The following is a 26,852-nucleotide window of genomic DNA, read 5'->3' as shown; positions in this document are numbered from 1 at the left end:
GGCGCTTGAGGGACAATCCTTTACGCATCTTCGCGAAATAGACTGCGCAGCATTCCTCGCGCTCATGAATCCAGGACCAAAAGTGATTGGCCCCTCTTCGCCGGCAGGGAATTCAGAGCGCCGCTCGGAGCGCGTCCTGGCCAGCACTGATCTACCCCAACCTCGTCTCGGGCGCGGGGCTCCGCGGTTCGGCTACAGCGTTGCGCGTCACTGCTCTTCGGCTTCGCCCCACTGGACAACTATTCCCCTTTCGCCTTCCTTCTTGAAAAAGTTAGCACAACTTACCTGCATCACATCGAAGCAATCGCAATTGCGGCCACAGAGCAGTTGGCAGCAGACCTCATCAGCTCCACGCCCCCTTCACATGGCTGCGAGAGGAACGAGGCACAGAACTGTCAAGACAAACTAGATGATCTCGAAGTATCTCCGACGTTCAAAGTCGGTCACTCGATTTTGAACGGCGTCCCATTCCCAACGGCGCGAGCAAGAGAATGCTTCAACAAACCTTTCTCCGAAAACCTCGTTCGCTGCTGCTGACTGTGCAAAACGAGACGTTGCCTCTGATAGGCTTTGAGGTAGTCTCGCAGTCATCTCCACGCTTGCATCACCGGCGATCGACGCGGGTAGTGCCACACCTGTCTCGAGTCCCAATATTCCGGAACCAATGGCACATGCGAGCGCAAGATATGGGTTCACGTCTGCGCCAGCCAGCCGATATTCCAGACGATGGACGGACGGCTCTCCCGAGATAGCGCGAACCGCGCAGGAGCGGTTGTCAACACCCCAGCTTGGACAGATTGGTGCCCAGCAGCCAGGCACCAACCTCTTGTAGCTATTGAAGTTCGGCGCAGCGAGCACACAAAACTCGTTCATGTAGTTCAATTGTCCGGCGATGAATTGCCTCATAACCTTTGAGAAGTTGCCAACCGCATTGCTGTCGTAAAACGCATTCTGACCATCCGAGGACATCGAAATGTGAATATGGCCGGACTGGCCCGGCCAATCCTCGGAAACCTTGGCCATGAATGTAGCCATCAAGCCTCGCCTTTGCGCCCATGCTTTTATCATCGACTTAAATATGGTTGCTCGATCGGCAGCTTCCAACGCATCACAATGACGAAGTGACGCTTCGACTACTCCCGGTCCCGTTTCGAAGTGCAGTCCGCTGAGAGGTATTCTAGCTTTCTCACAAAGCGCCAAAATCTCATCGAACAGCTCATGTTGAGCAACGGAGCGCATAATCGAGTAGCCGAACGGGCCCCGTGTTAAAGGAGCCCATTCGCTGAACGGCTTATCCTCAATTGTATCGGCGTTCTCCTTGAACAACATGAATTCAAACTCGAACCCGACAGCGCATCTGTATCCGAGGTCAGCAGCCCTTCTCAGGACCTTACGCAGAACACCCCGCGGGCAGATGTTCTCATGTGCGCCCGTGAACTCGGCGAGGTAGAGATATTGATTGCCGACATCAGACACCGAACGGCCGGTGGCAGACAGAATACGCAGGTCAGCATCCCCAAATGTTGATACCGGCTGCTGCGTGAAACTGATCGGAATGACCCGATCCGAACAATCCCACGCCAACACCGCTTCAGAGAACTTGATGACTTTATCTTGACCCGAGAGATCTTCACCTAAGACGTGCTTGCCTCGCAGCACACCGTCGAAGTCGCTTACGCCGATCATCGCCGCGCGGGCTGGACTCGCTCCGGTCAAGGTTGCTTCAGTTGTCATCACTGGCTATCCCGCGCCACCAGTTCGAACACCTGGTCCATCCGCATTGCTCGCAACTTGTGATAGTCATCATTAAGCTGATTCACGTCGCTATTCACGAGATAGACGATGCCTGGTGTCGACGCCAAATCGATGGTCGGAACCAGCTCTTCACCAATTGGAACGAATGCAATGGCATCCGCAAAGCTCGGGAGCTTGCGAATTGCTTGGAGTCCCGGGTAGCCGGCAACGACACCGCCCCTGTTGGAGATCAGGGAGACACATAGTGCGTGCGCCTTCCGGTTGTACGGCCCGCGCATCCTCATGTACTCCCCAAAGCCCTCGGGATCTGCGTAGCGCCAAGCGGTCAGCGTGATATGGTTATGCCCCAACGCCATCATTCGTGCTTTTGCCGACATAGTCCCTTGAAGCCTCGCCCCGAAGTCCACCAGAACGGGCCCCCGATGATCGACAATGATCTCGGCATGAGCCGGTCCCTCGAGGATCTGAAGTGCCTGCAACGCACGTTTCAGGTAGTCGGAGAGCTCCTGAACGATTGGTTCGCTGCCGTCCAACAATCTCTCGAGTGAGCAGACCGATGATGCCCCCTCGATAGGAACGGTGTCATAGGTCCAGGCCTCCGTAATGAAGGCATCTCCGTGGATCGAGACGGCGTTTACGGTGTATTGTTGACCGTTTATTTTTTCCTGCCCGAGGGCAAAACGATTCAATGCTCCGACACGGTTCGTCTTCCCGACAATCGCGCTTAGAGCACGCTGAATATCGGCATCTGTCGAGCAAAAGAATACATCCTCGGTGCCCGTACTGTTCAGAGGTTTGATCACGATCTCGTCGAAGTTCGCTTCGCTCCTCCAGCTTGCGATCTCTACAGCATTGTCAGACACGACTTGTCTGATCGATCGCACACCGGCATAGGTCAGCGCACAAGACAATCGTGCTTTGTCACGCCGAGCAGCCGATAGAGCGGTCCCGTTTGAAGGTAAGCCCAGCCGCTCGGACAACGAATCGGCGAGTTCGACTCCAGACTCGCAACCCGCGATAACGAACTCAAATTCTCTGCCCTGGAGAGCCTGAAGATGATATTCAACGATGTCATCATACCCCATGCGCTCGCCGGGGCGAATGAGTTCATCGTACAGATCTGCATTGAAATGCGCTTGGAATATGGGTGGAATCTGTGCGGCCGACATCACATGCACGGTCCCAATTCCATAGCGCTTGAATTCTTCGGGTAGGTAGCGGCCCGTAGAGTATGCGTCCACGACTACACATTTCCGTTCTTTCATGCGGATCTCCGATACTGCAAGTAGATGTTGCTGACAGCGATAGCCGTAATGAGGACATTTCCAACGAACGTGTGTGACGAAGGCACGATGCGAGAATCGAAGTACTGGAACAGGAAGGTGACGATGGGGGCGGTGGACAGGACCATGTTGACGGTGAAGGGCTCTACGCGGCGAATGCCCTCCTGAATCAAGAGCAAAGGTAAAACGATCGTCGACAGCCCAATTGCTGCGATCGCAAACCAATGCTGCGAGATCTCCGGCACGATAGATGAATGGTCGACCAGCCCCAGCAGCAAGAGAATGGTTCCATAAAAGCGATGCGCCAGCACCTGTCGGCCGGAAAACCCACGGTCGAACAGCACCTTGACAAGTATATTTGTGAGGGCGAGCGATAGGCCGGCCACGATGGCCAAGACGATGCCAATGGACGATCGAGCCCCCCACTCCACGCCCGCATTGCCGCTGGCCGAGATCCAAATCATGTAAGTCCCGATCGTCGCAATCGCGGCGCTCACGACAATATCGGATGCTGGTGGGGCGCCCCTGCGCCTGATCAGGGCGTTTAACCACACTGTTGCGGCGGGCCCCAACGCCACCATGAAAGCGACCACGATCGCAGGTTCAGCGTATTTCAGTCCTATAAATAGGCCGATCCAGCTGATCGCCGTCACGACGTTGAGTGCGACGAAGACCAGGAGCGACCATTTTCCGGCTCTTGCTTCGCCTCCCTCGTGACGAGCCAAGAAGTTGAACGTTATACAAACCACCGCGAAAGACAGCAGGAGCGCCACGAACACATCCGCTTTCTGAAAATACGATGCCGCATAAACCTCCCCTGCCGCGCTCAGAACGACATAAAGCGCCACAAAAAACACTCCTAGAGCGAAGCCACTCGTAGATCGTCCACCCTTTTTGTGCCCGCGAGGCCGGGCGGAGCTCTCGGAAGCCCAGGCGCGCGCGTCGTTTTCGGAGGACTGCCCTTTCGGCTCGCGCGGGCCACGTTTCGTTTGCAAAATCACGATCTGCCTCTAGCCCTTCTTAGTCCGGCAGTACCCAACACACGCCTCTCCAAATGCTTTGAACAGTTGCTTGCTGAGGAGGTCGGTTGAGACGTGCCATTCGGGGTGCCATTGCACACCGATTTGCAGCGTCGGAGCGCCAATCACTGAAGCTGCCTCGACCAGACCGTCAGGCGCCCACGCCTCGCGCCTTAGCGCTGGGGCAAGTGCCTCGATGCCTTGATTGTGCAGCGAGTTGACTTGCGCTTCGATCGTCCGCGCGATTGGAAACAGTGCGCCATAGGATGATATCCTGACGCAGTGCGCGGCATCGTACTGACGGTCCCTGGGACGATTTGGCTTCTCGGCATGCATGGCGCCGCTTTCTCGGCTCCACTCCGCAAGCGATGGGCGGAGTGTTCCGCCGAAATAGACGTTGAGTTCCTGAAGCCCACGGCAGATGCCCAGAATAGGCATTCCGAGGGCGATGGCGCTCTCTATGGCTACGGCAGAGAGCCTGTCCCGGGGACGGTCAAGGATCCCAGGCTCAACATCCCGCCGATCAGGATCCGCAAAGGATGCGGGCGCTGACAGGACTGCGGGGTCCACGTTTGATTCATCGCCTGTCAAGACCAGACCGTCGAGCCGGCGCATGATGGCCGGGGCGACCTCCTCCATAGCATCTTCCGCGTCGACGGTCGGCAATATGACACAAGCCACTCCAGCATGACGATGGAGTGCCTGCACGTACTTGCGCCGTAACCAGTCGCGATGCACACCATCGACCAGAAGACGGTTCGAAGTGACGGCGACAACGGCTTGGGTGCGCTCGGGCTGTTGCAACCTCACGCCACCTTGCCTCGCGTGCGAACCCCGGCAACGGACTGCTCATACAGCCGTCGATTTCGCTCTTTCAACTGAGTTATGACGCTAGGTTGACCTTGAGGTCCCTTGACAAAGAGCCCGCCCCAGGTGGCGGCGACCTTCGCGTAGTTCGGATCCTGCATTCGGATTTTCTGAGCCTTGCGCAACAGCCAAAACGGGATGCCGGGTGAAAGGTGATGCTCAAGGTGGTACTCATCCAGATTCTGTCCCAGGATGGCTCGTTCGAGGAAGCTTCCTTTCCTATTCCTGGTGAGATAGACGTTCTGCGTCTCTGTTTCGCACATGGGTGAGTGCTCAGCGAGTTCGATAAACCAGCCGAGAACCTGAAACGTCGTGAGATAGGGCACGATCCAAAACAGGACGACGATATGGAGCAGACCAAGAGCATATGACCCGGCCAGGATGCTGAACCAGAACAGATAGAAGCCATACCTGTCGACAAGTATGCCTGAGCGGCTCTGCTCTTCGGTCTCCTCGATCGAAAACCGATTAGTCCAAAGATACTTCAGATACGCTACTGTCGCGCCGCCGAAGATCGGCTTCCAGATGATGTTGAAAGCGTATCTCTCTGGAGGCTGCACATCGTAGACGCCGCTGGCCAGGAAAAACTTCAGGTCGGGATCCTTGTCCGGGTCGCCGAGATAGGGATGATGCAAGTAGACATGTGAGATCCGGTAGGCCCAGTGGCGTTGGAACAAGGGATAGGAAGCGAACAGAATGCCCAGCACATAATTCCAGGTCGTATTCTTCGCGAGCGTGCGGTGAGCCGCATCGTGAGCGATGGTTGTCAATCCGCGTTGATAGGCACCGATCAGGAGAACGGCCAGCGGGTAGAACCACCACGAGACAGACACGGTCGCAAGCGTGCACGCTGTGATGACAGCGTAATCTTTCGCAATGTAGGCGGCCCCCGTGATGTTGTCCGGCCTTAGCTCCGAAAGCTGCTTATTGATCTCCCGACTGAATTGAACGGCCTCATAGCGTGATGACCTCAGTTTCCAAGCGTCTGCCTGATTCATGAGAACCTCTTCCTGATCGCCTTGCAGGTTGTCAGATTGCGGAAAGCGCCTTGTCCAGATCGCGCAAGATGTCGTTAACATCTTCGATGCCGACACAAAGCCGGATTGAGCCGCCAAATATGCCGGCCGCTTCGCGCTTTTCCCGCGGGACAGTGGTGTGGGTCGTCGAGACAGGATGAGTCACGAGCGTGCGGGCATCTCCCACATTGGAAACGTGATACATCAAGTCAACGTTCTGGATGAACTTGCGCCCGGCCAGCTCGTCTTCCACTTCGAACATGACCATCGCCCCATGTCCGTATTCGGCGTTGAGTGTCTGATCGACGATTTCCCGATCGGCGCCCTCAAAGAGCCCCGGGTAGAAGACGCGACGCACTTTAGGATGCTCCTTTAGAACGCCGGCGACGATCCTGGCATTAGCGCAGTGCTGCTTCATGCGAAGCGGCAGCGTTTCAAGCCCTTGGATCAGTTGAAAGCTCGCAAACGGGGCGATGGCTGCACCCGTATCGCGCAACCAGGTCATGCGAGCCTTGAGGAGAAACTCGCTCTTTCCTAGATCATCGACATCGCGCACAGCGTTGTGCCAGACAATTCCGCCATGCGCTTCGTCGGGACCGTTGAACAAGGGAAAGCGGGAGGCTCCCCGATAGCTAAATTTGCCGCTGTCAACGATTAGTCCGCCGAGGGTCGTGCCATGACCGGATATATATTTTGTTGCAGAGTACGTCGTAACTGCGGCGCCCAGGTCTGACGGCCGACATACCAGCGGCGTGGTCGTATTGTCTACGACCAGAGGCACGCCGTACCTTCGGCCGATTTCCGCCAGCTGTTTGACCGGGAGCGGAATCAGACAGGGATTCGAAATTACCTCTCCGAACAGGCAAATCGTGCGATCATCAATGGCACGTTCGAACGTCTCGGGCCTTCGGGGATCTGCTGTCCTCACGCTGATTCCCAAACGCTTTAAGGTGTTGTGGAGCAGGTTCCAGGTATTGCCATATAGATACGGAGAGGCAACAATATTGTCCCCTACTTCGCCACTTGAAAGGTTGATGATAGCAAGGAACGTCGCCGCTTGACCTGACGCAACGGCGAGCGAGTCGCTGCCCATGTCGACAGCGGCGTAGCGCTTCTCCAGCGCGCGGGTCGTCGGATTGATAATCCTCGTGTAGGTGAACCCATCCGCCTTGACGTTGTAGACGTCAGCGATGTGATTTAGATCGCCATCGAGTTCATAAGCTGTATTCTGGTAAATCGGCACTGCGACGGCTTTTGTCACCGGGTCGCGTCGATAGCCCGCATGCAGAACAGCAGTCTCGGGGGAAAGCCGCAGCTGCCGGTCCCCAGCTGATTGAGCCGGCATCTTTACGCGCGCCCCATATGCCTCTTGGCCCGACGCCGGCCTTGCTGACCGGGCCTGACCGGACCGGAAATATGTACGAAAGGCGCATCCCAACTGCTCAATCCAGCTGGATTGGATTTGCCCAATGCAACCGACCCGAAAGCTCCGCGTCGCAAGATGCAGCTTCGAGTAGACGTAAAGATTATGGGCCGCCAAGTGGCGATACAGCCCATCGAATCCTGGCTGGTCCACTATTCCGGACGGCGCACTGAACGCAACACAGACCGGCGACTGCAACTCGGGGGACAACAGCGGAGCCACTATCCCTTCGAGTTCCTTGATGAGGTCGTCTCTGACCTTCTCGTACCTGAAGCGCCTGGCATCGATGCCTTCCTCGTGCAGAATCTTCAAAGCCATTGTCGTTGCCTGAACGACGTGGGTTGGAGGGGTCGACCGCCACTCACCCGTGCGCTCGAGCGATCGCCATTGATCTCTCACATCGAGCACAAACGATCTCGGTTCTTGAGTCGCATTCTCCAGCAGCTCGCGCGAGGCGATGACAAACGCAACTCCCGGCGGCCCTTCTATGCACTTGTTGCTCGATGTGACCAGTACGTCAGGTCCACGCTGGCTCAGATCGATATTGAGGGCGCCGAAGGAACTCATCCCATCGATGATGGTCTTTACGCCACCTCGCCTCGCCACCTCCACGATCTCGTGCAGCGGATTGACGATTCCGGTCGTCGTCTCACAATGCACGAAACACAGGTGCGTAACGCCGGGATTTCGGCTCAGATACTCGCCGATCTCTTCCGGATCCAACGGATCGGTCGCGCGCTTGACAAGCTTCAGTGCCTCGACACCCCACAGCCGCAAAATTTGTAGAATGCGCTCGCCATAGATGCCGTTTACGCAAACGAGCGGCCTGTGGGCTCGGGACACAAATGAAGAGAGGGCCGCCTCCATTGCAAAGGAGCCACCTCCTTGAATAGGCACCACCGAATATTCCTCAGCGTTTCCCAGCAAGTTGAGCATCAGCCGCCTCATGCAGGCGGTCACCTCCTTGAACTCGTCATCGCGAGACGCGAGATCAAGCTGCATCTGGCTCCTGACCGCCAGCGATAACGATAATGGACCAGGCGTCAGCAAAGACCGCTGTCTTGTCAAACCATTCCTCCTAACATTGTATTGGTCGATGACCTGGAGTACGCACAGCAGGGAGCGCCGTGGCGCGCGCCCCGTTTCTCATCAACAGCTTCGAATGAAGCGACATGTATCGTGGACGCGTTTCGCGTCGGCGCCCGAGAAGGCTGTCGGATGACAACCTCCATATCTCATCGCGGATGGAGAGCGATGTTTCACAAAGCTCCTCATTGATGCCCTTCAGACCTCCCAAATAGCCTTTGGCACTAAGCACTCGGGCGCAACCGGCGCCGACGTTCGCTCTCATCCACTGTCACGTCTGTGCAAGCTTGAGCGCGATCGCCCTCTTGCAGCTATGAAGCGCCAGTCTGCGGACAATTTACGTGTGAGCCTGTCCGGGCGATGCAGCCAGGAGACGACGTGCCCGGATTATCAATGCCTGGCACACTCGATGATCGTGGTTCGCAGCGGGAGTCTAATGCGTTGCTTTGGACTTGATACATTTGCACTCCGTCGCTGGTTGGAGGATCTGGGACGCTGATGTCCATTTCGGAGATCGTACAACTTGACGTTACGGGCGGTTCAACCCTCTCCGGGGATTTTCTCACGTAAATTTTCCTGACGTACTCTCATTTGGCGGCGACAAGCTGACGTAAGCAGCAGAGGACAGAGGATTCACAGCGCGGTTGAATCGTTTGAGAGTTCAATTTGGACCTATCGTAAGCATTCCGCCTGCAAGCGCGAGCTGGACCGCAGTGAGGGCTAATCGGCCCGTTTACGGTAACCGATGTTCCGCTCCCACGTTGTCCTCGCCGCCGTGATCTGTGATCGCCTATCCATGGACGAGCAACGGGAATTTCTCCATGGAGAGTACATTGGAGTTTCTCACGACCAGAAAGTCTGGACGTGAGCCGCATCGGCATTGGCCGGACGAGATCAAGGCGCAGATCGTTTCGGAGAGCCTTCGGCCCGGAGCGTTGGTGAATGAAGTCGCAGAGCGCTACGGCCTGAAGCCGAACCACCTTTCCACCTGGCGGACGATGGCGCGGCAGGGCAAGCTGGTTCTGCCACAAACCCGAGGACGCGGCGGAGTTCGCAGCGGTCATCGTCGAGCCCCCATTTCGGAGCCGCCGCTCAAGAAAGCCAACCGCCCCGAGATTCTCTTCGGCTCTGTGACGATCCGTCTGGAAGAAGACGCATCTGCCGCCCGGATCGCCTCTGTCGCGCTTGCATGCGCAGGTTCCTCATGATCTTTCCATCAAACCGCGTTCGGATCATGGTGGCGACCAAGCCCGTCGATTTCCGCAAGGGTCACGACGGATTAGCGGCGCTGGTAAAGAACGAGCTGCACAAGGAACCGTTCACAGGAACGGTCTTCGTATTCCGATCCCGCAAAGCGGACCGCCTGAAGCTGATCTAATGGGATGGCAGCGGTCTGGTGATGGCCTACAAGCGGCTGGAGGAGCACACGTTCACTTGGCGAGATATCGGGGACGGTCTGATGACCCTTGGGCTGCCCAGTTCGAGGCGCTGTTTGCGGGCTCGACTGGCGTCGGGTTCGTACCGTTGAGGCAAGAGCACCGACCGCAATCGAATAGGTGCGGCACGATGACTCGAGCGAGAAATCCGGACGGCGAACAGAGGTAGAGTTTGACAAACTTCCGGCATGTTGGACGCCGCCGATTTGCCGGACGATATTGCTGCCTTGAAGGCGATGCTGCTCGCAGCTCAAGCGCGTGAAGTCCGCAAGGATGATCGGATCGAACGGCTAGACAAGCTGGTCGCCGCCTTCAAGCAGGCTGCCTTTGGGCGCAAGTCCGAGAAGTCTGATCCCGAGCAATTCGATCTCGCATTGGAAGACCTGGAAACCGCCATAGCGGCCATCCATGCCGAAGATGAAGCCGATAGCCCCTCGGGCAAACCGAGCCCCAAATCTCGCGCCGCCAATCGTGGCTCTCTTCCCGCCCACCTTCCTCGTGTCGAAGAGATCATCCAGCCGGAGAGCTTGATCTGCAACTGTGGCGGTGGCCTGCATTGCATAGGGGAGGACGTATCCGAGCGGCTGGATGTCATCCCTGCGCAGTTCCGTGTCATCGTTACTCATCGTCCAAAATACGCCTGCCGTGCCTGTACCGACGGCGTAGCGCAGGCTCCAGCACCTGCACGATTGATCCATGCAGGATTGCCAGGCGACCATCGCGCATGTGCTGGTGTCCAAGTATGCCGATCATCTGCCGCTCTACCGCCAGGCCCAGATCATGAACCGCCAGGGGATTGATCTCGACCGCTCAACACTCGCCGACTGGGTTGGTCGGGCAGCTTTCGAACTGCGTCCGGTTTTCGATGCCTTGCTTGCGGACCTGAAGCGGTCAACGAAGCTCTTCATGGACGAGACCCGTGCGCCGGTGCTTGATCCAGGTTCTCGTAAAACCAAGACAGGATACTTCTGGGCGCTGGCCCGTGATGATCGACCGTGGGACGGAGGTGCGCCGCCGGGGATAGCCTTCACCTATGCACCCGGTCGCGGCGGGCTACATGCCGAGCGGATATTCCGAGGATTTACGGGCATCCTTCAGGTGGATGGTTATGCCGGATATAATCGGCTGATCGCGCCGGATCGTGTTGGGTCGAACATCCAACTTGCCTATTGTTGGGCGCATGCTTGTCGTAAACTGGTCGAGATCACTCGCACCGGATCAGCGCCGATTGCCGACGAAGGCTTGAAGCGGATCGGTGAACTCTATCGGATCGAGGCAGAACTGCGCGGTTCCGCACAAGCTCGCTCGCCGGGCGGCAGGAACGATCAGCGCCGCTAATCGCGGACATGAGGGTTTGGCTGACGCATCATCGCGCCCGTGTCGCGGGCAAGTCGCCGCTCGGTGAGGCGTTGGCCTATATCGCCAAACACTGGGATGTCCTTTGCGTCTTCCTGACTGACGGCCGGATCGAGATCGACAACAATACGGTTGAGCGCACCATCAGGCCGATTGCGTTGAACCGGAAGAATGCCCTCTTTGCCGGACACGATGCAGGAGCGGAGAACTGGGCGACCATCGCCTCACTCATCGAAACGTGCAAACTCAATGCCGTCGATCCGTTCGCCTACCTGTCCTCCACACTCACCGCCATCGTAAACGGGCACAGGCAGATGCATATCGACGTGCTGATGCCGTGGAACTATTCGCGGCGGACAAATGGCTAAAGTTTGCAGGATGCCCTGATCGAACGAGCAGTCACCTGCTGAACTGTGATAGCTGTTCGACAATAAGCACGATTGCGATAGTGATCATCGCGACACCGGAAGCTTGTGCGACCAGCCGAGCAATGCGTGGTCTGGTTCGAAGGACAGCACGTGAGGTGGCCGACACTGCTGTGTAAATCACGGCACAATTGATTATGTGAACTACGCCCAGCAAGGCGATTTGTGCCGATATCGGCCACGTAGACAGACGACTGGTGAACTGCGGTAGGATGGCCAGGAAGAGCAGCAGCGCTTTAGGGTTGATGCCGCTGATACCAAAGCCGCGCGTCAGCCACTGATACCAACTTCCTGTCTGCTGTTGACCTGCTTCCGGAAGGGGCGGGCTCCGTGAAACCGCAAGCCCAAGATAGAGCAAGTAGGCCGCGCCGATCAGTGTAAGCCCAGTTAGGACAGACGGCACGCTGGCGACGATGGCTCCCACACCAGCGGCTACTACTGTCGTGACTGCTACGTACCCCAGCAACATTCCAGCCACGGCAGGCACTATCGCACGATCCTTCATGCCTGCCGATATCGCGTAAGCCCAATCGGCTCCTGGTGTCAGGACAAGTGACAGCGACAAAGCCCAAAAGGCGGCGACCAAACCGATTTCCATCTCATGCACCTCTGATTGCGAGATGCGGATTTTTACGGCGTCGCTGGCGAAATGTGCTCCCAAATTATTGCAATGAACGAGCGATCTGAGGCATATTCTCTCGCATGGACGCAATTGACCGCAAGATACTTGCTATTCTTCAACGCGAAGGACGCATTTCTGCTACCGACTTAGCGGAGCGCGTCGGTTTAAGCCTTTCGCCTTGCCATCGTCGATTGAGAGCGCTGGAAGAAGCCGGAGTGATAACGGATTACAGAGCCTCCGTAGAGCCATCGAAGCTGGGCCTTGGGTTTGCGGCTATTGTTTATGCGACTCTTCGCGAGGGGAGCAGAGAAAACGTGTTGGCGTTCGAGAAGGCGCTGCTCGGGGTGCCCGAGATAGTCCAAGCCCAGCGACTCTTCGGTGAGCCTGATTACATGCTTCACGTCGTCAGCAAGGACCTAGCTACATTCCAAAGACTGTACGACGACAGCCTTCTCGCCCTGCCACACGTCATGCGCCTCAATTCGACGTTGGTGATGAAAAGTGTAATCCCGAGCCGACCATTCCCGATCTGATCTCAGGTGGGAGGAAAACACCGCTTACGCTTCTCCGCGTTGCCGGCGAGATCACTCCTGCATCGCTTTGCTGTTATCCGGTCCTTGCGGTTGACTCGAGAGGACTTTGCCGCCTGCGGTCGAGTTCGACTTGATGATGATTGAGCGATCCTTGCTGGCCGCTTAGCAAGGATCAGTAGGTACCTTTCGCCGAGCGGCCGTGCGACAGAGCATGTTGTCCTGATTTGCTGGGAGTGCGTCGAGCCGAGTCCAGATGAGTGGTACAGGTCCATCTTTCAAATCGATCGTCGGCAGAATCCATTGTTCGCTACTACACGCCGCTCGCCGCGAGACATCTCACCGGGCGATCATGGCGGCGAAGGTACGGTGATTTACGGCGCTCAAACGCCTCAGCCGGCGAGCCACCCATCACCAGCACTCGGTGAGCGCAAGTACCTCGCCCATGAGGCACTCTGGTTCAAGGATAGTCACTTCCGAGCCGTTCTGCTCGCTTTGATTCCTCCGCAGGCCCGCTCGTTGATGTGCACTCGCGTTCTACGCGGTCTAAAGTGCGGTCGAGCGCGTCGATGGCTGACCAGAGCGGCTCATCGAGAGATCATTCTTTGTCGCTTGGCCAGCGATGAGCTCCCTTAACTTTTCGGTCGCGTCAATGGCCGCCTTCATGGCAACACGATGGAAGGAGGACTGGAGCATGACGCGAACACGCAACGGAGCTCCGTAGCGCAGGATGCCTAATGGTCGCGGCAGCGTTGCCTCGCGATGAAGGTGCTGGGCGTACGCCGACCGTGTTCGCCTACGAGCGGCGGCCAAAAGGAAGCAAGCTTGCCGGACGTTACCATAGGTCACGACAGGATGGATCGCGACCGATTGCTCGCTTCAGATTGATCAATATACCTGGAGTAAGCCCAGGCTCGCCGGATAGCCAGCCCCGGAAAACCGCGGCCCGCGTTTCGTACTGTGCGGGAGAGTAAAGCCGCCCGAGTTCGCGGCCCGGCGCGGCTTTAAAGGCAGATCGGCGTGTCCTTGGCCGCACGCGCACCAAGAAGCGCGAGGCACCCCCCTCAACCTAGTGGAAGTCGGACTTCCTCTCTGGCCTTTCTCACCGCATCGTAGATTCTGATCTGCAGCATGGGACGGCGTCTCTTGAGCTCCACCGCTCCATCCTTGCTCGCGTACTCGGTTTTGAATTGACCATCCACTTCGAGCACATAACCGGAAGCTGGGAGTACACGAGAGGGTGCGACCATTCTGTTCCTTTCGAGCGAAAAGTTTGACCGCAGGTCCCGCCTGAGCCGCGCCGGAAGGATATTGTGCGAATTGATGACCTGGCGCGAGCACATCTAACCATCAAGAATTGAGCGCGCTATCAAGACATCCACTACCGCTTTCGCTGAATGCTCTAGGTTCTGCTCCATGGTCCTGAGATGAATATCCGGTGTTTCTGGTGCCTCGTAGCAGGCGTCGATTCCGGTGAAGTTCTTGATGTTGCCTGATTTCGCCATTGAGTACAGCCCTTTCGGGTCTCGCCGCGCGCATTCCTCGATCGGCGTATCGACAAAGACTTCTATGAACTCTTCGTCGCCAACAAGGATGCGCACCCTGTCCCGTTCGGCTCTCGTGGGCGAGATGAACGAGCAGATCACAATCAAGCCGCTGTCCGCCATCAACTTGGCAACTTCACCGACACGCCGAATGTTCTCCACGCGGTCCGCCTCCGAGAAGCCCAGATCGGCGCTTAATCCGTGTCGGAGGTTGTCGCCATCCAGCAGCATGGTATGCCGCGACATCGCAAACAGCTTTTGATCAACGAGGTTCGCAATCGCCGACTTTCCCGCGCCAGACAGGCCGGTGAACCAAATGACGCAAGGCTTCTGATTCTTGAGCGCGGCACGTTCCCTCCTATCCACGGATAGGGCTTGCCTAGCAATATTGGCGGTCTGCCGCAGCGGAACGGCAATCATGCCGGCCCCCGCCGTACGATTGGTGTAACGATCGATGACGATGAATGATCCGGTCTTCCGATTGACGTCATAAGCATCGAATACTGCGGGCATTGTGGTCGCAACATTACAGAAGGCGATCTCGTTCAACGAAACCATCCCGGCGGCCAGATGCGCACAAGTGTTGACGTCGATCCGATGCCGAATTTCGGTAATGCTGCCGGAAATCGTCTGCGATCCGATCCGCAGGATGTAATTGCGTCCGGGAGCGAGCGGCTCCTCGTCCATCCAAATCACATAAGCAGCGAATTGGTCGGCGACCTTCGGTTGATCGTCCGGTCGGGACAGAATGTCGCCGCGGCCGATATCAATTTCGTCTTCCAGTGTAATGGTCACCGCATCCCCGGCTTCGGCGCCGACAAGGTCGCCACCGTGGGTCACGATCCGCTTGATGCGCGTGGTCCGTCCCGACGTGGCGACAATGATCTCATCCCCCGCCGAGATCCTCCCCGAAACCACCGTCCCGGCATAGCCCCGAAAATCCGGATTTGGCCGGTTCACCCATTGTACCGGAAAGCGGAAAGCCTGGCTTGCGGTGCCGGACTGGATGTCAATGCTCTCCAAATATTCAAGCAGGCAGGGACCACGATACCAGTTGGCACGCGCGGAGCGGTCTACGACGTTGTCGCCGTATCGCGCCGAGATCGGGATCGGAACGATCGAGGTGAAGCCGAGACCGGCGGCGAAGGCCATATAGTCGCACGCGATCCGATCGAAGCACTCCTTGTCGTATGCGACAAGATCGATCTTGTTCACTGCCAGCACGATATGACGAATACCGAGCAGCGCGCAGATAAAGGAGTGGCGGCGCGTCTGAACCATCACGCCTTTGCGGGCATCGATCAGGATAATGGCGAGCTGGGCTTGCGAGGCGCCGGTAGCCATATTGCGGGTATACTGCTCATGGCCGGGAGTATCGGCCACCATGAAGGAGCGCCGCGGCGTAGTGAAGAAGCGGTAGGCAACATCGATCGTAATGCCCTGCTCCCGTTCGGCCTCGAGGCCGTCCACAAGCAGCGCGAAGTCGATGTTATCCCCGGTGCTACCGTACTTGATGCTGTCGCGTTCCAGCGCCGTGATCTGATCGTGGTAGATCATCTTGCTGTCGTGCAGTAATCGGCCGATCAGCGTCGATTTACCGTCGTCCACCGAGCCACATGTGATGAATCGTAGCTGATCCTTCGTCCGGGTCGGAACCGGTTCCGTTGTCGGCTCTGTAAACATCAAAAGTAGCCTTCCCGCTTCTTCTTCTCCATTGAAGCGGCTTCATCGGTATCAATTAGGCGCCCCTGGCGCTCCGACACGGTCGCGGTCTGCATTTCTGCGACGATACCTTCGATCGTCGTCGCATCGGATTCGATAGCCCCGCTCAAGGGATAACATCCAAGGGTGCGAAAGCGGATCATCCGCATTTCCGGCGCCTCGTCGCAGTTAAGCGGCAATCGCTCGTCGTCAACCATGATCATCGCACCATTTCGATGAACTATCGGTCTTCGTTTTGCGAAGTAGAGCGGAACGACCGGAATTTTCTCGATCATGATGTATTCCCACACCTCGAGCTCGGTCCAGTTTGACATCGCAAACACGCGCATGGTTTCGCCCTGGCGAATCCGTGTATTGAACAGGCTCCAGAGCTCCGGCCGTTGGTTACGGGGGTCCCATACATGTCCAGCCGAACGGAAGGAGAGTATCCGTTCTTTCGCGCGACTTCTTTCCTCATCGCGCCGGGCTCCGCCAAAGGCGGCATCAAATCCGTGGAGGTCGAGCGCCTGTTTCAGCGCGTCCGTTTTCATCACCTGGGTATGTAGCGCGGAGCCGGAATCGATCGGATTGATCCCACGCGCGCTGCCGTCCTTGTTGACATGGACAATCAGGTCGAGGCCGAGCCGCCTGGCTGTCGCGTCTCGGAAGCTGATCATCTCGCGGAACTTCCAGGTCGTATCGACGTGAAGCAGGGGGAAAGGTATTTTTGCCGGATAGAACGCCTTGATCGCAAGGTGTAGCAAAACGCTTGAATCTTTTCCGATGGAGTAAAGCATGGCGGGCCTTTTGAACTCGGCGACCACATCACGCATGATTTCTATCGATTCAGCTTCGAGACGGTGCAGATGTTTTGGCAGCATATATCTTGTTTTCGGTGCAGGATCTCTGTTCTTCGCCGCTCTATGGCTCCAGCCCAGAGCGGGGAATATCCGCGGCAGAAATGGCCGGCCAAGGCGCACGGCTCGTCAATGAGGCCAAGACCCGTTCGACAGCACACTTCGGACGCGGCAGCATATCGCATTCTGCCGCTCGTACGGCCGGCGTGCGGCACACCTGATCGGAGATCAGCGTGCCGGTTAAGTTGGCTAAATCAACCAGCGTGGCTTGATCACAAGCATTCAGAGTCCTTAGGAGCTCCCTAGGATCTGCTCAAGCCGCGCGACCTCGCCTCGCAACATCTCGATAGCTACGTCCCGGTTCTCCGAAATGTTCCAAGTAGTGTGGGCCGACTCTCCAGCGTGAGCCTCCCGCCTTGGCACTTCGCAAATCCCACCAGGTTCGGAATATCCGACGATAGAGTTCGGTTACTTCCCGTCCCCTGTCCAGAACTCCGGCTTTCTGGGCATGCAGCAGTTCCTGCTCATATCCGAGTTCCACCAAAAGCTCGGCACCGACCAGATCGGTCACGGTTTGCATCTCTTCGACGCTCAATTGAGATTGCCATGATTTGACAGAGCTTTCGTCGATGGTGTTTCGTTCCAGGATTTTTCGGTCTCCAAAGCTGCTGGACTGAAGATAATCTACTCGTCCCATGCTCGCCGATGCGACGCCTCCTGGATCACAGCCGAGCGCTGTCAGTAGACGCTGGATTTCCTCGTCCGGGTGCGCCACGAGCAGTTCGTATTGCACCAAATGAGTCTGCGGGCGAATACGTTGCGCGGCGAGCCTAGGAAGACCCAAAACCAAATCGGCCAGTGAAGATATTATGCCATCGGGCAGTCGAAGCATGAGGTCAGCGAGACTGGATACGCTCACCGGCTGCGCGCTTTCTGCCCGCAGTGGGATGCCCCACGTCGATTTCAGTGAAGCGGCGATGGCGTAGGGATTGCGCATCAGAAGGATGTGTGGCGATTCCGGATAGACGGATTCAACAAATTCAAGTGCCGTCCAATAGCGTGGTGTCTTATCTATGATGATGCGCTTACCCGCTTTTGCCAGATACTGATCGTATGCTGCATCTGCAAAAGCGCGGCTAACGATCGTGCGATCTATCCGTCCCAAGAATTCGGAGGTGGCGGCCTCAATTAGAGAGCTGCCGGCCGGATGACGCCGATCCACCTTGCCAATTGCTTCAAGCGCCAGCATTAACCAGGGTTCAGGCGGAGCCACAATGTCTGGATGGAGCTGCAGCAAATGTGCCAGGAGTGTGGTCCCGGATCGTGGAAGACCAAGGAGAAAGCACACCTCAGGTGAACGACCAAAACGTCCGCTCATCATTCAGACACTCGTGCTTGGCAAGCGCCATCTGTCGGCGCTAGCTCGATTGGGCGAAACAAAGCCGGCCGCCGGATCACATGGGGGCAACCGCTTGCGTACAAGGAGTCGAAAGGACAAGAATTTTGTCTGCCACTCATGACTTGAGACCCGTTCAGTCCGATCGGGCGGGATCACAGAACGATAACTGCAATCGCTTCCCCGATTGCTCGACCGATAAAACGAAATCAAGCAACAGCTCAATTGCACGAAGATTGACTGCAAATATAGCAAGGTTGAAAAGAACTATACGGACGTTTGCCAAAGACCGCGCGCGGCACATCATGCGCTGGGGCATTGAAGAGGTAACTGCGACATGCACGTTGCTGAGGCTCGGCATACACAAACAATTTAGGCATATGAGCGGAGTGCTGCAAAGAAGCAGACTATAACGCGAACATCACACATGGCAGGACGCAGCAATCTTCTCAGCGCGGTAGCGATCCAGACGCTACTTCCAGTGAGCACCGCCGTTGGTCGGCCAACACACTGGATCGGCCGTTCATGTGGGAGATCCTTGATTGGGCCATCACCAAGGTAATGTCTTCACTGCCGATTGGTCACAACCGTTGAGACCACGTCTAAGATAGTCCGTCAATAATGAGAGGATGCTGGAGCTCCCACCGCGACAGTGAACCAGGATCCAAACACTCTCTCAGCGCGGATCCGTAAAGCTAATTTCCGACAAAATTTCTATGGGTACTGAGGGCGGCCCAGCGAGCCGCCCTATCGCGCCAGTACCAGCGCTGCTCAAAACTACCGTTGGTGTCCGAGCCCGATTCCAAGATGCAAGGCCTTCTGGCGGAGCGCACCGACGCTGCGTTTGGTCATCTTTGCTATTTTTATGACCGGGGTTCGGGCCTTCGAATGGACTTTGAGCTCCTTGATATCTGCCCTCGTCCATTCGCGCCGCTTAACGCGTTTCTTGGTTGCTTTCTTCACGATGAATGCTCCTTTTGAGAGGAGCGGCTTGTAGCATAGTTTTCACGGCACGACGACCGCAAAAAACAGACAATATGATAGAAGTGGCGCCAGCGTATAACTTGGTCATGCCTTCCAAACGCGAGACGTCTGGGCTAGTACAGCCGTGGAACTGTAAACTTCATATACACCTCGCGCTCTGAGAACGTTCCAATCAACGCCCTTCTATTCGCAGCTAAGCAACTGACACTCTCTGGAATGAGTAAGCCAACCCCGAGATCAGTTTAGCCGACCGTCGTCTCGACCACGCTGATGTGCATGAAGAGGCCAGATTCTCCATCCCTCAGGTTAAATCAAGCCAATATCCCTAGCCGCGTTGAACAACTTCGCAATACCCATTACAACGCCACTGTTTCCAAATGTGAGCTTCGAGGTGTAGTTGAGTACATCACCATCAGCAAGGGGGTGATCGGCTGACCGTCACGCCGGCAGCGGTTTACGTGGGCTCAATCGCTTGCCGTGGGGCGCTTTCTGCCCGCCTTCGTTCCCACCTGCGAAGTCAAAGGGGCGGTTGCTCAGCTTTCGGCTGTTGCGCGATTTGTCGCTCAACCTACGCCTGCATAGCACACCGATCTAAGTGTTCGAGCGTCTCAAAATATTCCCTTCCCCCCTCGCTGAGGATCCAGCACCCGGCCTCCCGCATCAGCTTTGGCCGAAAATACCGAGTTGGGGCGCGCGGCTGCGGTGCGCTTCATACGAGCTGGCCACTCCGGGCCGCTGCTATACAGATAGCCAATGCTGCTTAACGACTTCGATGCTTGCCCGACCGTGCGGCTGGCCGGCAGCATCTTGAGGTAGACAGCTGAAAACTCACGCACACGCCCTTGACCCAAGGAAAAGCCCGACAACGCCTATTTTGCGGTAAGCTCCAGAGGCGCGCCCCGCCTCAAAAGAAGGCTTCCTCCTTAAGCCCAATGCGCGACACCCGCCTGCTGTCGCCGCGGTAAGCACCGCTTTCGACGGCATCGGCCACATCCTGCCCGAAGTTTCCGAAGAACGGTTCAGCATTAGATAGCTGCGTTGACTAGGAGTGTGACGAGGTCTCAAGTGTCGCCTTGGACCGGTACGAGATCAAACGACGTCGGTGGTAACCACGCTGTTGTACATCTTGACGAATGACGTCGCTCACGGAACGAACCGCCCGCTTCTTTCTCTTCCAATTGCCGTCCAATCCCGCGGGGATCCCAAAGCCTGTCGGAATGACCAAAAGATCGTGTCTTTGGTTCAAATAGATATCGAACATGTGGTGTCTTTTGTCGCACGAGCGTAGACCGGCCGTTCATCGGTTTGGTGCATCGAAGCAACAGTCTCCCTTAAAGTCACTGGACGATCAAATGACATTCGAAAGCTCCCGTCCTGATACGTCAAGACCGTCACGGGCACGATGGTGGCGCAAGATGTGAGCGTGTTCACGTCCCAACTTAGGGTCCGCTGACAGGCGCACTCGCCGATCGTCGACCTGAAACGTGGCGAGAGTACATCTAATTGACTCAGCTACTTTGCGGCTTTGCGGAACCTACGCTACAGTTTTTTGGTTCTGGCAACTAGTTGATGCAGCATAACCTTGACCAGTCCTAGCGAGCACACCCTCGCCAGCTATCAGGCTTCCCAAGCAATGGCTTTACGAGGCGCCGCCTCGGGAAGCAGACGATTACGTTTATCGCCGGTATAGTTGAAGAAATCCTCCGTCCCGTCTTCGCGGACCGTGTCGAGAGTAAAGCAATGGACCTCCCATAAAGATCCACCTATGGCGGTGCCGAGCCGGTATGACCGGAAAGCGACTGTGTTCAAGGATCCGGGCCAGTTCGGGGCAGGCGTCGTTGACTAAAACGACGTCAGGAGGGACCGAAAGGACGTTGATATCTATGTAAAGACTGGACAACGGCAGATCGTCATCGTCGTAAGCTGGGGAACTATTTTTGAGTGGTTCGGGCGCGACTATCACTTGCGCATTGCTTCTGGCAAATAATCAGCCACCTTTTCGAGACCGCACGAGCAAAGGGTCATCGGTCGATGCACCTTCACGTTAAGCTCCCGCAACGGGTTCACAATTCCTTCGACGTCCTCATTCAGTTCGCCGAGATAGCGGTCCTGGATTCGGTGGCGGACCCGTGCGCCAGCTTGCGTACCTGCTGCCGCCGACGAGAGAACGCGGACAATACCACTCCCAGCGAAGCTTAAGATTGATATAAGAGAATAGATCGCAAGAGAGTTCGCGATCGTGAGCCGCATGATTGGTGGCCGTACCCACCACGACTTCCTTCACTCTCGACCCCTCGTCGTACGAATTTAAGGTCACGCTTACGCGGTATTGGCCGTGCCTTCAGGATTCCACAGACCGACTGCCGATCTGTGCCGATTGTGTAAGTGGAGCGTCTGCCATAGTAAGGCTACCGCACGGAATGGCAGCGGCCGGAAGTAAGCTTGATCCGGAGCGCCGCCGCCAAGGCTCGAAGGCGGACGCCGGCCATTGTAGAAGGCGAGGTATCGTCCGCCCGAGACGCGGGCGTCGGACACAGTCTCATAGGCATGCTCGACGAATTCGTTGTCGCGCCGGGCAAGCAAGGGGGATGCCATGACTGGCGAGCACGCTGGTGAACGTCGCGCCCGTGAACTACGAGCCTTGGTCGGTGAAGATGTCCCGCTTCCGTGGAAACCTCAGGAAGGGCGAAACCCTTGCTTGCTCATGAGAAGCTCGTCCTTGGGGATCCTCGAAAGGCTGATTGGATGGATTAGCTAATGCAGGTGAGGTTCGAAGCTCCACCACATCGGCGAAGATTGTCCAATCGCGGACACTCTTTTGCTTGCAAAAATCAGTCTCCGCCTGCTGAGCAGCAGCACTCAGGGAGGCGGCATCGACCTTGAATGCTGCCTGGCACGCACGATGCTCGCCGCCAGTATCGTCACAAACGGTCTTAATAAACCGAACATTAAATGAAGGCATGCCCCTCTCTTCCCGTGGTTCGCTTATCTACTATTCTGCCATTCGCACCGAGAGTACTTGATCTGCCTCAAGCAGCACCCCAAGAGGTCTGTCCGCTCGTCCGAAGATAGATCCAGATGTAACAGCGCGGCGCGAGCCGCTTATTGTCGCGAAGAACAGGGATGGCCTGTCTGTCCTACCTGCCTTATCGCACGACGCTTTGAGCCGAGGGGCAGCGCCTCTCAGGAGCCTCATGCCGCCGACCGGGAAAATCAAGTGTTTGATCGAGGATTGTCTCGCAGAGACGATCGAGCGCAACATGCACTAGCATTGCAGGCGCGCGCGTGCAGATTTTTCATATGCGGCGGCGAGGCACTATACGCGCAGGCGATCGTGCAGCAATCAGGCAAGGAACCCCGATCATGCATCCGACAGTCCACCAGCCGCCGCCACAGCAAAGCCGATCATTAGGCTTGTCGCAGCCCACGTTTCCACGAGCCCAGGTCCGGACTTCAGTGCCAAACCCTAAGGGTGGGATCAGCCCCGCAAGGCTACCGACAATGAAAGGCGAACAATCGTTTGACCATCCGCGTGCACGGAGCAATGAGGAAAAATGCTGCCGTAGCCCTTGGAGCGTGAGTTGCGCCTCAAATCAACACGCTGGCGTCTTGCAGAGAGTGCGAGGCACTGGCGGACTCCCGAGTTCGGACATGTCGACTGCCAACGCGGGCGTCTGTGGCACGTAGCTGCCGCTCGAGCTCAACCACTCCGGATGGACTGGCCTTTTGACCCGCATCAATGCTGCGGCGGCTCCGTCCTGATAGCAGTCATCTTCTAGTAAGGTCAGACGCATGGCGGAAAGAACGACTTGAGCCCATGATGCTTTCATGTCCGGGTACCAGCGATCACTTTTTAGGACTCCTTCCGGGCGCAGCCGAGCCGCGGGTCGATGACCTGCACATGATAAGTTGCGCCGCTTGCGATGGCGTCTACTTTATCGACCTGCGGACAGGCCCGATTATGGGCTCCGAGCGAAGCTACGTTCATTCTAATGGTGTCAACCGAATCCGGCGTCTTCGCGCGCTCGCTGGAGCGCGTGGTACGCGCGCGAGAGCGCGGCTGAGGTCGCCCGCACACCCACGCCATGACGCTGCAGAACACGGAGATGTGTCACCAACAAGAGATGTGACATGACGGAAAGCCGGACCATCTACCCCGCCGCGGGCCGGATTGCTGGAGCTGCAGACCAGTTTAGTTCGTGCAGAACAGTTACAAATACCAACAGCCGAGGTCTTGAGCTGACCCAGATCGCTTCGACTGAAGCTCAGGCCTTGTTTCCCGGCGGAAATCTAAATATTTCGGTTCGCGAGCGGACCGTGTTCCGTACCAACGATGCGACGGCCGATAGCCCTCTGCCGCGGCTCACGCCATCGATACCGCGCGCCGTCCGGTCGAATCGGGCAGAGCCTGTTCGCGCGGAAACCAAGCGATGTTCGCAATGTTCACAAGGTTGTCTAAATTTGTCAGCTCGCAGCGATGAACTTCGTCCAGGATCTAATGGCGACTCGATCTGGGAGCGGCTCGAAATCATGCCGCCCTTCGATCAGGATCTGGAGATTGCCGTGATCGAGGGCAATTCAATTCACCGGGTGGTCTTTCCTTGTCGCCGGGTGTTCGGCGGATGGATCAACGCGAATACCGGAGAGCACGTCGCCGTGCAGCCGACGCATTGGCGTATCTGGCTCGGATAGCGGCGGCCATCCTGCACAATAGATCGGCGTGAGTTGAGGCAGGAACTGGGTTCGGCGTCCTCTCGTCGGAAACTATCTAGAGTCTCTTGAATGAGAGCGCCTGACGGGAAACATGTCCGAGCGGACCGATTGTGGTGGGGGCTTGCGGTGACCGTCCGGCATCACTCCTCGCATTGCTGTCGCAACCGTTCCCAATGTACTCGCGAGCGACACACCTCTGTGTAGATTTTGACTCTCATACCAAACGATCGCTTACCACGTCATAGTTGGCCACGATAAATGTGTCGATATGAGTCCATATTTTCGGCGAATGTTTCTCGCCTTGATGAACCGTCGGCTATTCTCTCCCGGCCAAGTAGCGCGACGCGTCAGCGTCGTTCCACCGGGTGCACCTCCTTCGGACCACCAACTGGGGCCAGGCATTTTGGTTGGCCCCAAGGCTTGCTCGAGATTGTGGAGAGCGCAAATGACCACAAGCGATTTCGCTTGGTCGAGAACAGACCCGAGCGCGGGATCAATGGTTTTGCGGATCGGATGCTGCACGCAGTTCGCGGGCGGCAGCGACCATGTTGGTTAGCGCAGGCCGAACCTCCTCCCAGTTGCGCGTTTTTAGGCCGCAGTCCGGATTGACCCAGAGCTGCGCTTCCTGCAAACGCGTCCGAGCCAGCACCATCAGCTCCTGCATTTCGCCCACCTCGGGAACGCGTGGAGAGTGGATGTCGTACACGCCCGGTCCGATTTGATTTGGATATTCGTACTTGCTGAATGCGTCCAGTAGCTCCATTTTCGATCGCGACGTTTCGATCGAAATGACATCCGCATCCATTGCAGCGATCGCACCGATGATGTCGTTAAACTCTGAGTAGCACATATGTGTATGAATTTGCGTTTGATCGGCAACGCCGGATGAGCAAATGCGGAAGCAATCTCCGGCCCAATCGAGATATGCCTTCCACTCCGATCGGCGCAAGGGCAATCCTTCGCGGAGTGCCGCTTCGTCGATCTGGATCATGGCCGCACCGGCATTCTCGAGATCGCGGACTTCGTCGCGGATCGCGAGCGCAAGCTGACGGCAGACCTCGCTTCTAGGAATATCATCGCGAACAAACGACCAGTTCAGGATCGTCACCGGTCCGGTCAACATGGCCTTCATTGGCTTGCTAGTTAGTGATTGCGCATAGCGCCACCAGTCCACAGTGATCGGCTTCGACCGCACTACATCGCCAAACAGGATCGGGGGCCTGACGCAGCGCGAACCATAAGACTGTACCCATCCCTTCCTGGTAAATAGGAAGCCGCCGAGTTGCTCGCCAAAGTACTGCACCATGTCATTGCGCTCAAATTCTCCGTGCACGAGGACGTCAAGACCAATGTCCTCCTGCCAATGTACGGCGCGGGCTATCTCCTCCTTGATGAACCTGTCATATTGTTCGTCGCTCATCGCGCCTAGCGCATGCGCCGCACGAGCATTTCGAACCTCGCTGGTCTGCGGAAACGATCCGATTGTCGTGGTGGGAAAAGCTGGTAGTCCAAAGCGCGCCCTTTGGATCTCGGAACGACGGGCAAATGGGCTTGCGCGCCTGCGCATCGTCTGGTCGATCGCCCTCATCCGGGTAGCGACATTGGCATCATGGATCTTCGGCGAAGTCCGGCGGGCAGTCGCAGCGCATTCCGAATCGGCAAGAGCGAGCCCAACATTTTGGTCGCCAGCGAGTGCTCGCGCCAGGATCGCAAGCTCACGCATCTTCTGAACAGAGAAAGCAAGCCAGCTCTTGACGTCGGACGTGAGCCCGGTCTCGAGTTCAACATCGACCGGCACGTGAAGCAGCGAGCAGGATGGAGCGAGCTGTACACGGTGCTTGCCGAGCTTCGCAATCGCGGGCTCCAGCCGCTGACGAAGGGACGACAAGTTCGACCGCCATACATTACGGCCGTCGATGACCCCGAGCGACATGACGAGATCACTTCGGCCGACAGCGACGATCTTATCCAACAACTCTGGCGCTCGAACTAGATCAAAGTGCAGACCGGAAACCGGGAGGCTCAATGCGGTATCCAGATTGTCGCCTAGCTCGCCGAAATAGCTGGCAACCATGATCTTGATAGCCGGTCCCTCCTTTGCGAACCGGTTATAGGCATGTAGCAATGATTTTCGCACCGCTTCGTCCAGATCAAGGACCAGGCAGGGCTCGTCAAACTGAACCCAACTTGCCCCTCGTTCGGCCAATTCATGCAGAACGTCGATATAGACCGGTATCAAATCATCCAGTAGGGAGAGGGGCTGGAACGCGCTATCGGCACTCTTACCGAGCTTTAGGAATGTGACGGGCCCGATCATGACAGGGCGGGTTTGAAAGCCTAGAGCCTTTGCTTCCACATACTCTTCAATTGGTTTGCGAGAGCAAAGTCTGAACCCCTGTCCCTTGTAAAACTCGGGAACCATGTAGTGGTAGTTGGTATCAAACCACTTAGTCATTTCCTGCGCGGGTGCGCCAGACCCCCGCGGGCCCAGACCGCAACTCGCATCCTGATCGTCGCATTGTGATCCGCGAGCCATGGCGAAGTACGTCTTGAGGGAAACGGATTCTCCTTTCGAGGCGTAGATCTCCGGGATAGCGCCAACCATGACACTTGTATCGAGCACCTGATCATACAGCGAGAAGTCATTCGACGGAATGACCGTGACGCCGAGAGACTTCTGACGAGCCCAGTTCGCTGCGCGCAGGCCGGATGCGTCCTCGAGCAATTGCTGTTCGCTGATCTTTCCGGCCCAGTAGCTTTCAAGAGCGAATTTGAGCTCACGCCTTGGACCGATGCGTGGCGTACCGAGCGTAGCAACCGGAAGAGAGAGAAGAGACAT

The 26,852-nt window shown here is 56.9% G+C and carries 17 protein-coding genes and 2 pseudogenes; 5 read left to right on the top strand and 14 right to left on the bottom strand.

Annotated features, from left to right (window positions below):
• Nucleotides 1–405: 405 nt before the first annotated feature.
• From ABIA40_RS02695 to ABIA40_RS02670, 6 genes are all read right to left on the bottom strand, one after another.
• Nucleotides 406–1,734 (bottom strand): glutamine synthetase family protein, encoded by a 1,329-nt coding sequence (locus ABIA40_RS02695; RefSeq protein ID WP_404538922.1) that lies wholly within the window; start codon nt 1,732–1,734, stop codon nt 406–408.
• The gene (locus ABIA40_RS02690; RefSeq protein WP_404538919.1) at nt 1,734–3,020 is read right to left on the bottom strand and encodes an ATP-grasp domain-containing protein; all 1,287 of its coding nucleotides are present in this window, start codon (nt 3,018–3,020) and stop codon (nt 1,734–1,736) included. The genes ABIA40_RS02695 and ABIA40_RS02690 overlap by 1 nt, the downstream gene beginning before the upstream one ends.
• Complete coding sequence (locus ABIA40_RS02685) at nt 3,017–3,886, bottom strand: DMT family transporter (RefSeq protein WP_225174489.1); 870 nt, start codon at nt 3,884–3,886, stop codon at nt 3,017–3,019. The genes ABIA40_RS02690 and ABIA40_RS02685 overlap by 4 nt, the downstream gene beginning before the upstream one ends.
• A gap of 162 nt (nt 3,887–4,048) precedes the next feature.
• Complete coding sequence (locus tag ABIA40_RS02680) at nt 4,049–4,867, bottom strand: gamma-glutamyl-gamma-aminobutyrate hydrolase family protein (RefSeq protein WP_036016012.1); 819 nt, start codon at nt 4,865–4,867, stop codon at nt 4,049–4,051.
• Nucleotides 4,864–5,922: a dhydrorhizobitoxine desaturase gene (gene rtxC / locus ABIA40_RS02675; RefSeq protein WP_036016014.1), complete on the bottom strand. Its 1,059-nt coding sequence runs from the start codon at nt 5,920–5,922 to the stop codon at nt 4,864–4,866. The genes ABIA40_RS02680 and rtxC overlap by 4 nt, the downstream gene beginning before the upstream one ends.
• Before the next feature lie 31 nt (nt 5,923–5,953).
• A complete protein-coding gene (locus ABIA40_RS02670) occupies nt 5,954–8,365 on the bottom strand; it encodes a 2-aminoethylphosphonate--pyruvate transaminase (protein WP_338129117.1) in 2,412 nt (803 codons plus the stop codon).
• 917 nt (nt 8,366–9,282) lie between these two features.
• On the opposite strand from ABIA40_RS02670, the gene ABIA40_RS02665 reads away from it, so the two are divergent.
• From ABIA40_RS02665 to tnpC, 3 genes and pseudogenes are all read left to right on the top strand, one after another.
• Nucleotides 9,283–9,657: a transposase gene (locus ABIA40_RS02665; RefSeq protein ID WP_240538287.1), complete on the top strand. Its 375-nt coding sequence runs from the start codon at nt 9,283–9,285 to the stop codon at nt 9,655–9,657.
• On the top strand, nt 9,654–9,827 hold the full coding sequence (gene tnpB, locus ABIA40_RS02660; RefSeq protein WP_404538913.1) for an IS66 family insertion sequence element accessory protein TnpB: 174 nt from the start codon (nt 9,654–9,656) through the stop codon (nt 9,825–9,827). The genes ABIA40_RS02665 and tnpB overlap by 4 nt, the downstream gene beginning before the upstream one ends.
• Before the next feature lie 246 nt (nt 9,828–10,073).
• Nucleotides 10,074–11,609: pseudogene (gene tnpC / locus ABIA40_RS02655) on the top strand (IS66 family transposase).
• 31 nt (nt 11,610–11,640) lie between these two features.
• On the opposite strand, the gene ABIA40_RS02650 reads toward tnpC, so the two are convergent.
• Entirely contained in the window at nt 11,641–12,264 is a 624-nt protein-coding gene (locus ABIA40_RS02650; protein WP_225126462.1) for a LysE family translocator, read from the bottom strand.
• A gap of 104 nt (nt 12,265–12,368) precedes the next feature.
• On the opposite strand from ABIA40_RS02650, the gene ABIA40_RS02645 reads away from it, so the two are divergent.
• Nucleotides 12,369–12,821, top strand: a complete 453-nt coding sequence (locus ABIA40_RS02645; RefSeq protein WP_036016017.1) for an Lrp/AsnC family transcriptional regulator — start codon at nt 12,369–12,371, stop codon at nt 12,819–12,821.
• Between the two features lie 1,340 nt (nt 12,822–14,161).
• Here the strand turns inward: ABIA40_RS02645 and cysN are convergent.
• The 6 genes and pseudogenes from cysN to ABIA40_RS02615 all read right to left on the bottom strand — a co-directional run.
• The gene (gene cysN, locus ABIA40_RS02640) at nt 14,162–16,045 is read right to left on the bottom strand and encodes a sulfate adenylyltransferase subunit CysN (RefSeq protein WP_404538908.1); all 1,884 of its coding nucleotides are present in this window, start codon (nt 16,043–16,045) and stop codon (nt 14,162–14,164) included.
• Nucleotides 16,045–17,001, bottom strand: coding sequence for a sulfate adenylyltransferase subunit CysD (cysD, locus tag ABIA40_RS02635; RefSeq protein ID WP_404546144.1), 957 nt, complete (start codon nt 16,999–17,001; stop codon nt 16,045–16,047). The genes cysN and cysD overlap by 1 nt, the downstream gene beginning before the upstream one ends.
• Nucleotides 17,002–17,233: 232 nt before the next feature.
• Nucleotides 17,234–18,301, bottom strand: coding sequence for a sulfotransferase family protein (locus tag ABIA40_RS02630; protein ID WP_404538905.1), 1,068 nt, complete (start codon nt 18,299–18,301; stop codon nt 17,234–17,236).
• A 792-nt stretch (nt 18,302–19,093) separates the two neighbouring features.
• Nucleotides 19,094–19,279, bottom strand: coding sequence for a hypothetical protein (locus ABIA40_RS02625; RefSeq protein ID WP_074448398.1), 186 nt, complete (start codon nt 19,277–19,279; stop codon nt 19,094–19,096).
• A gap of 1,980 nt (nt 19,280–21,259) precedes the next feature.
• A complete protein-coding gene (locus ABIA40_RS02620; protein WP_225126552.1) occupies nt 21,260–21,550 on the bottom strand; it encodes a hypothetical protein in 291 nt (96 codons plus the stop codon).
• A gap of 156 nt (nt 21,551–21,706) precedes the next feature.
• Nucleotides 21,707–21,965 (bottom strand): annotated as a pseudogene (locus ABIA40_RS02615) (IS3 family transposase); the annotation flags it as partial.
• Between the two features lie 1,466 nt (nt 21,966–23,431).
• On the opposite strand from ABIA40_RS02615, the gene ABIA40_RS02610 reads away from it, so the two are divergent.
• Nucleotides 23,432–23,992: a hypothetical protein gene (locus ABIA40_RS02610; RefSeq protein WP_404538902.1), complete on the top strand. Its 561-nt coding sequence runs from the start codon at nt 23,432–23,434 to the stop codon at nt 23,990–23,992.
• A gap of 514 nt (nt 23,993–24,506) precedes the next feature.
• On the opposite strand, the gene metE is transcribed toward ABIA40_RS02610, so the two are convergent.
• Nucleotides 24,507–26,852, bottom strand: a complete 2,346-nt coding sequence (gene metE, locus ABIA40_RS02605; RefSeq protein ID WP_404538899.1) for a 5-methyltetrahydropteroyltriglutamate--homocysteine S-methyltransferase — start codon at nt 26,850–26,852, stop codon at nt 24,507–24,509.

The organism is Bradyrhizobium sp. USDA 223, from assembly GCF_044909005.1.
Classification (GTDB): Bacteria; Pseudomonadota; Alphaproteobacteria; order Rhizobiales; family Xanthobacteraceae; genus Bradyrhizobium; species Bradyrhizobium yuanmingense.
Note: the sequence above shows the minus strand (reverse complement) of the source record. Positions and strands in the feature narration are given on the sequence as shown.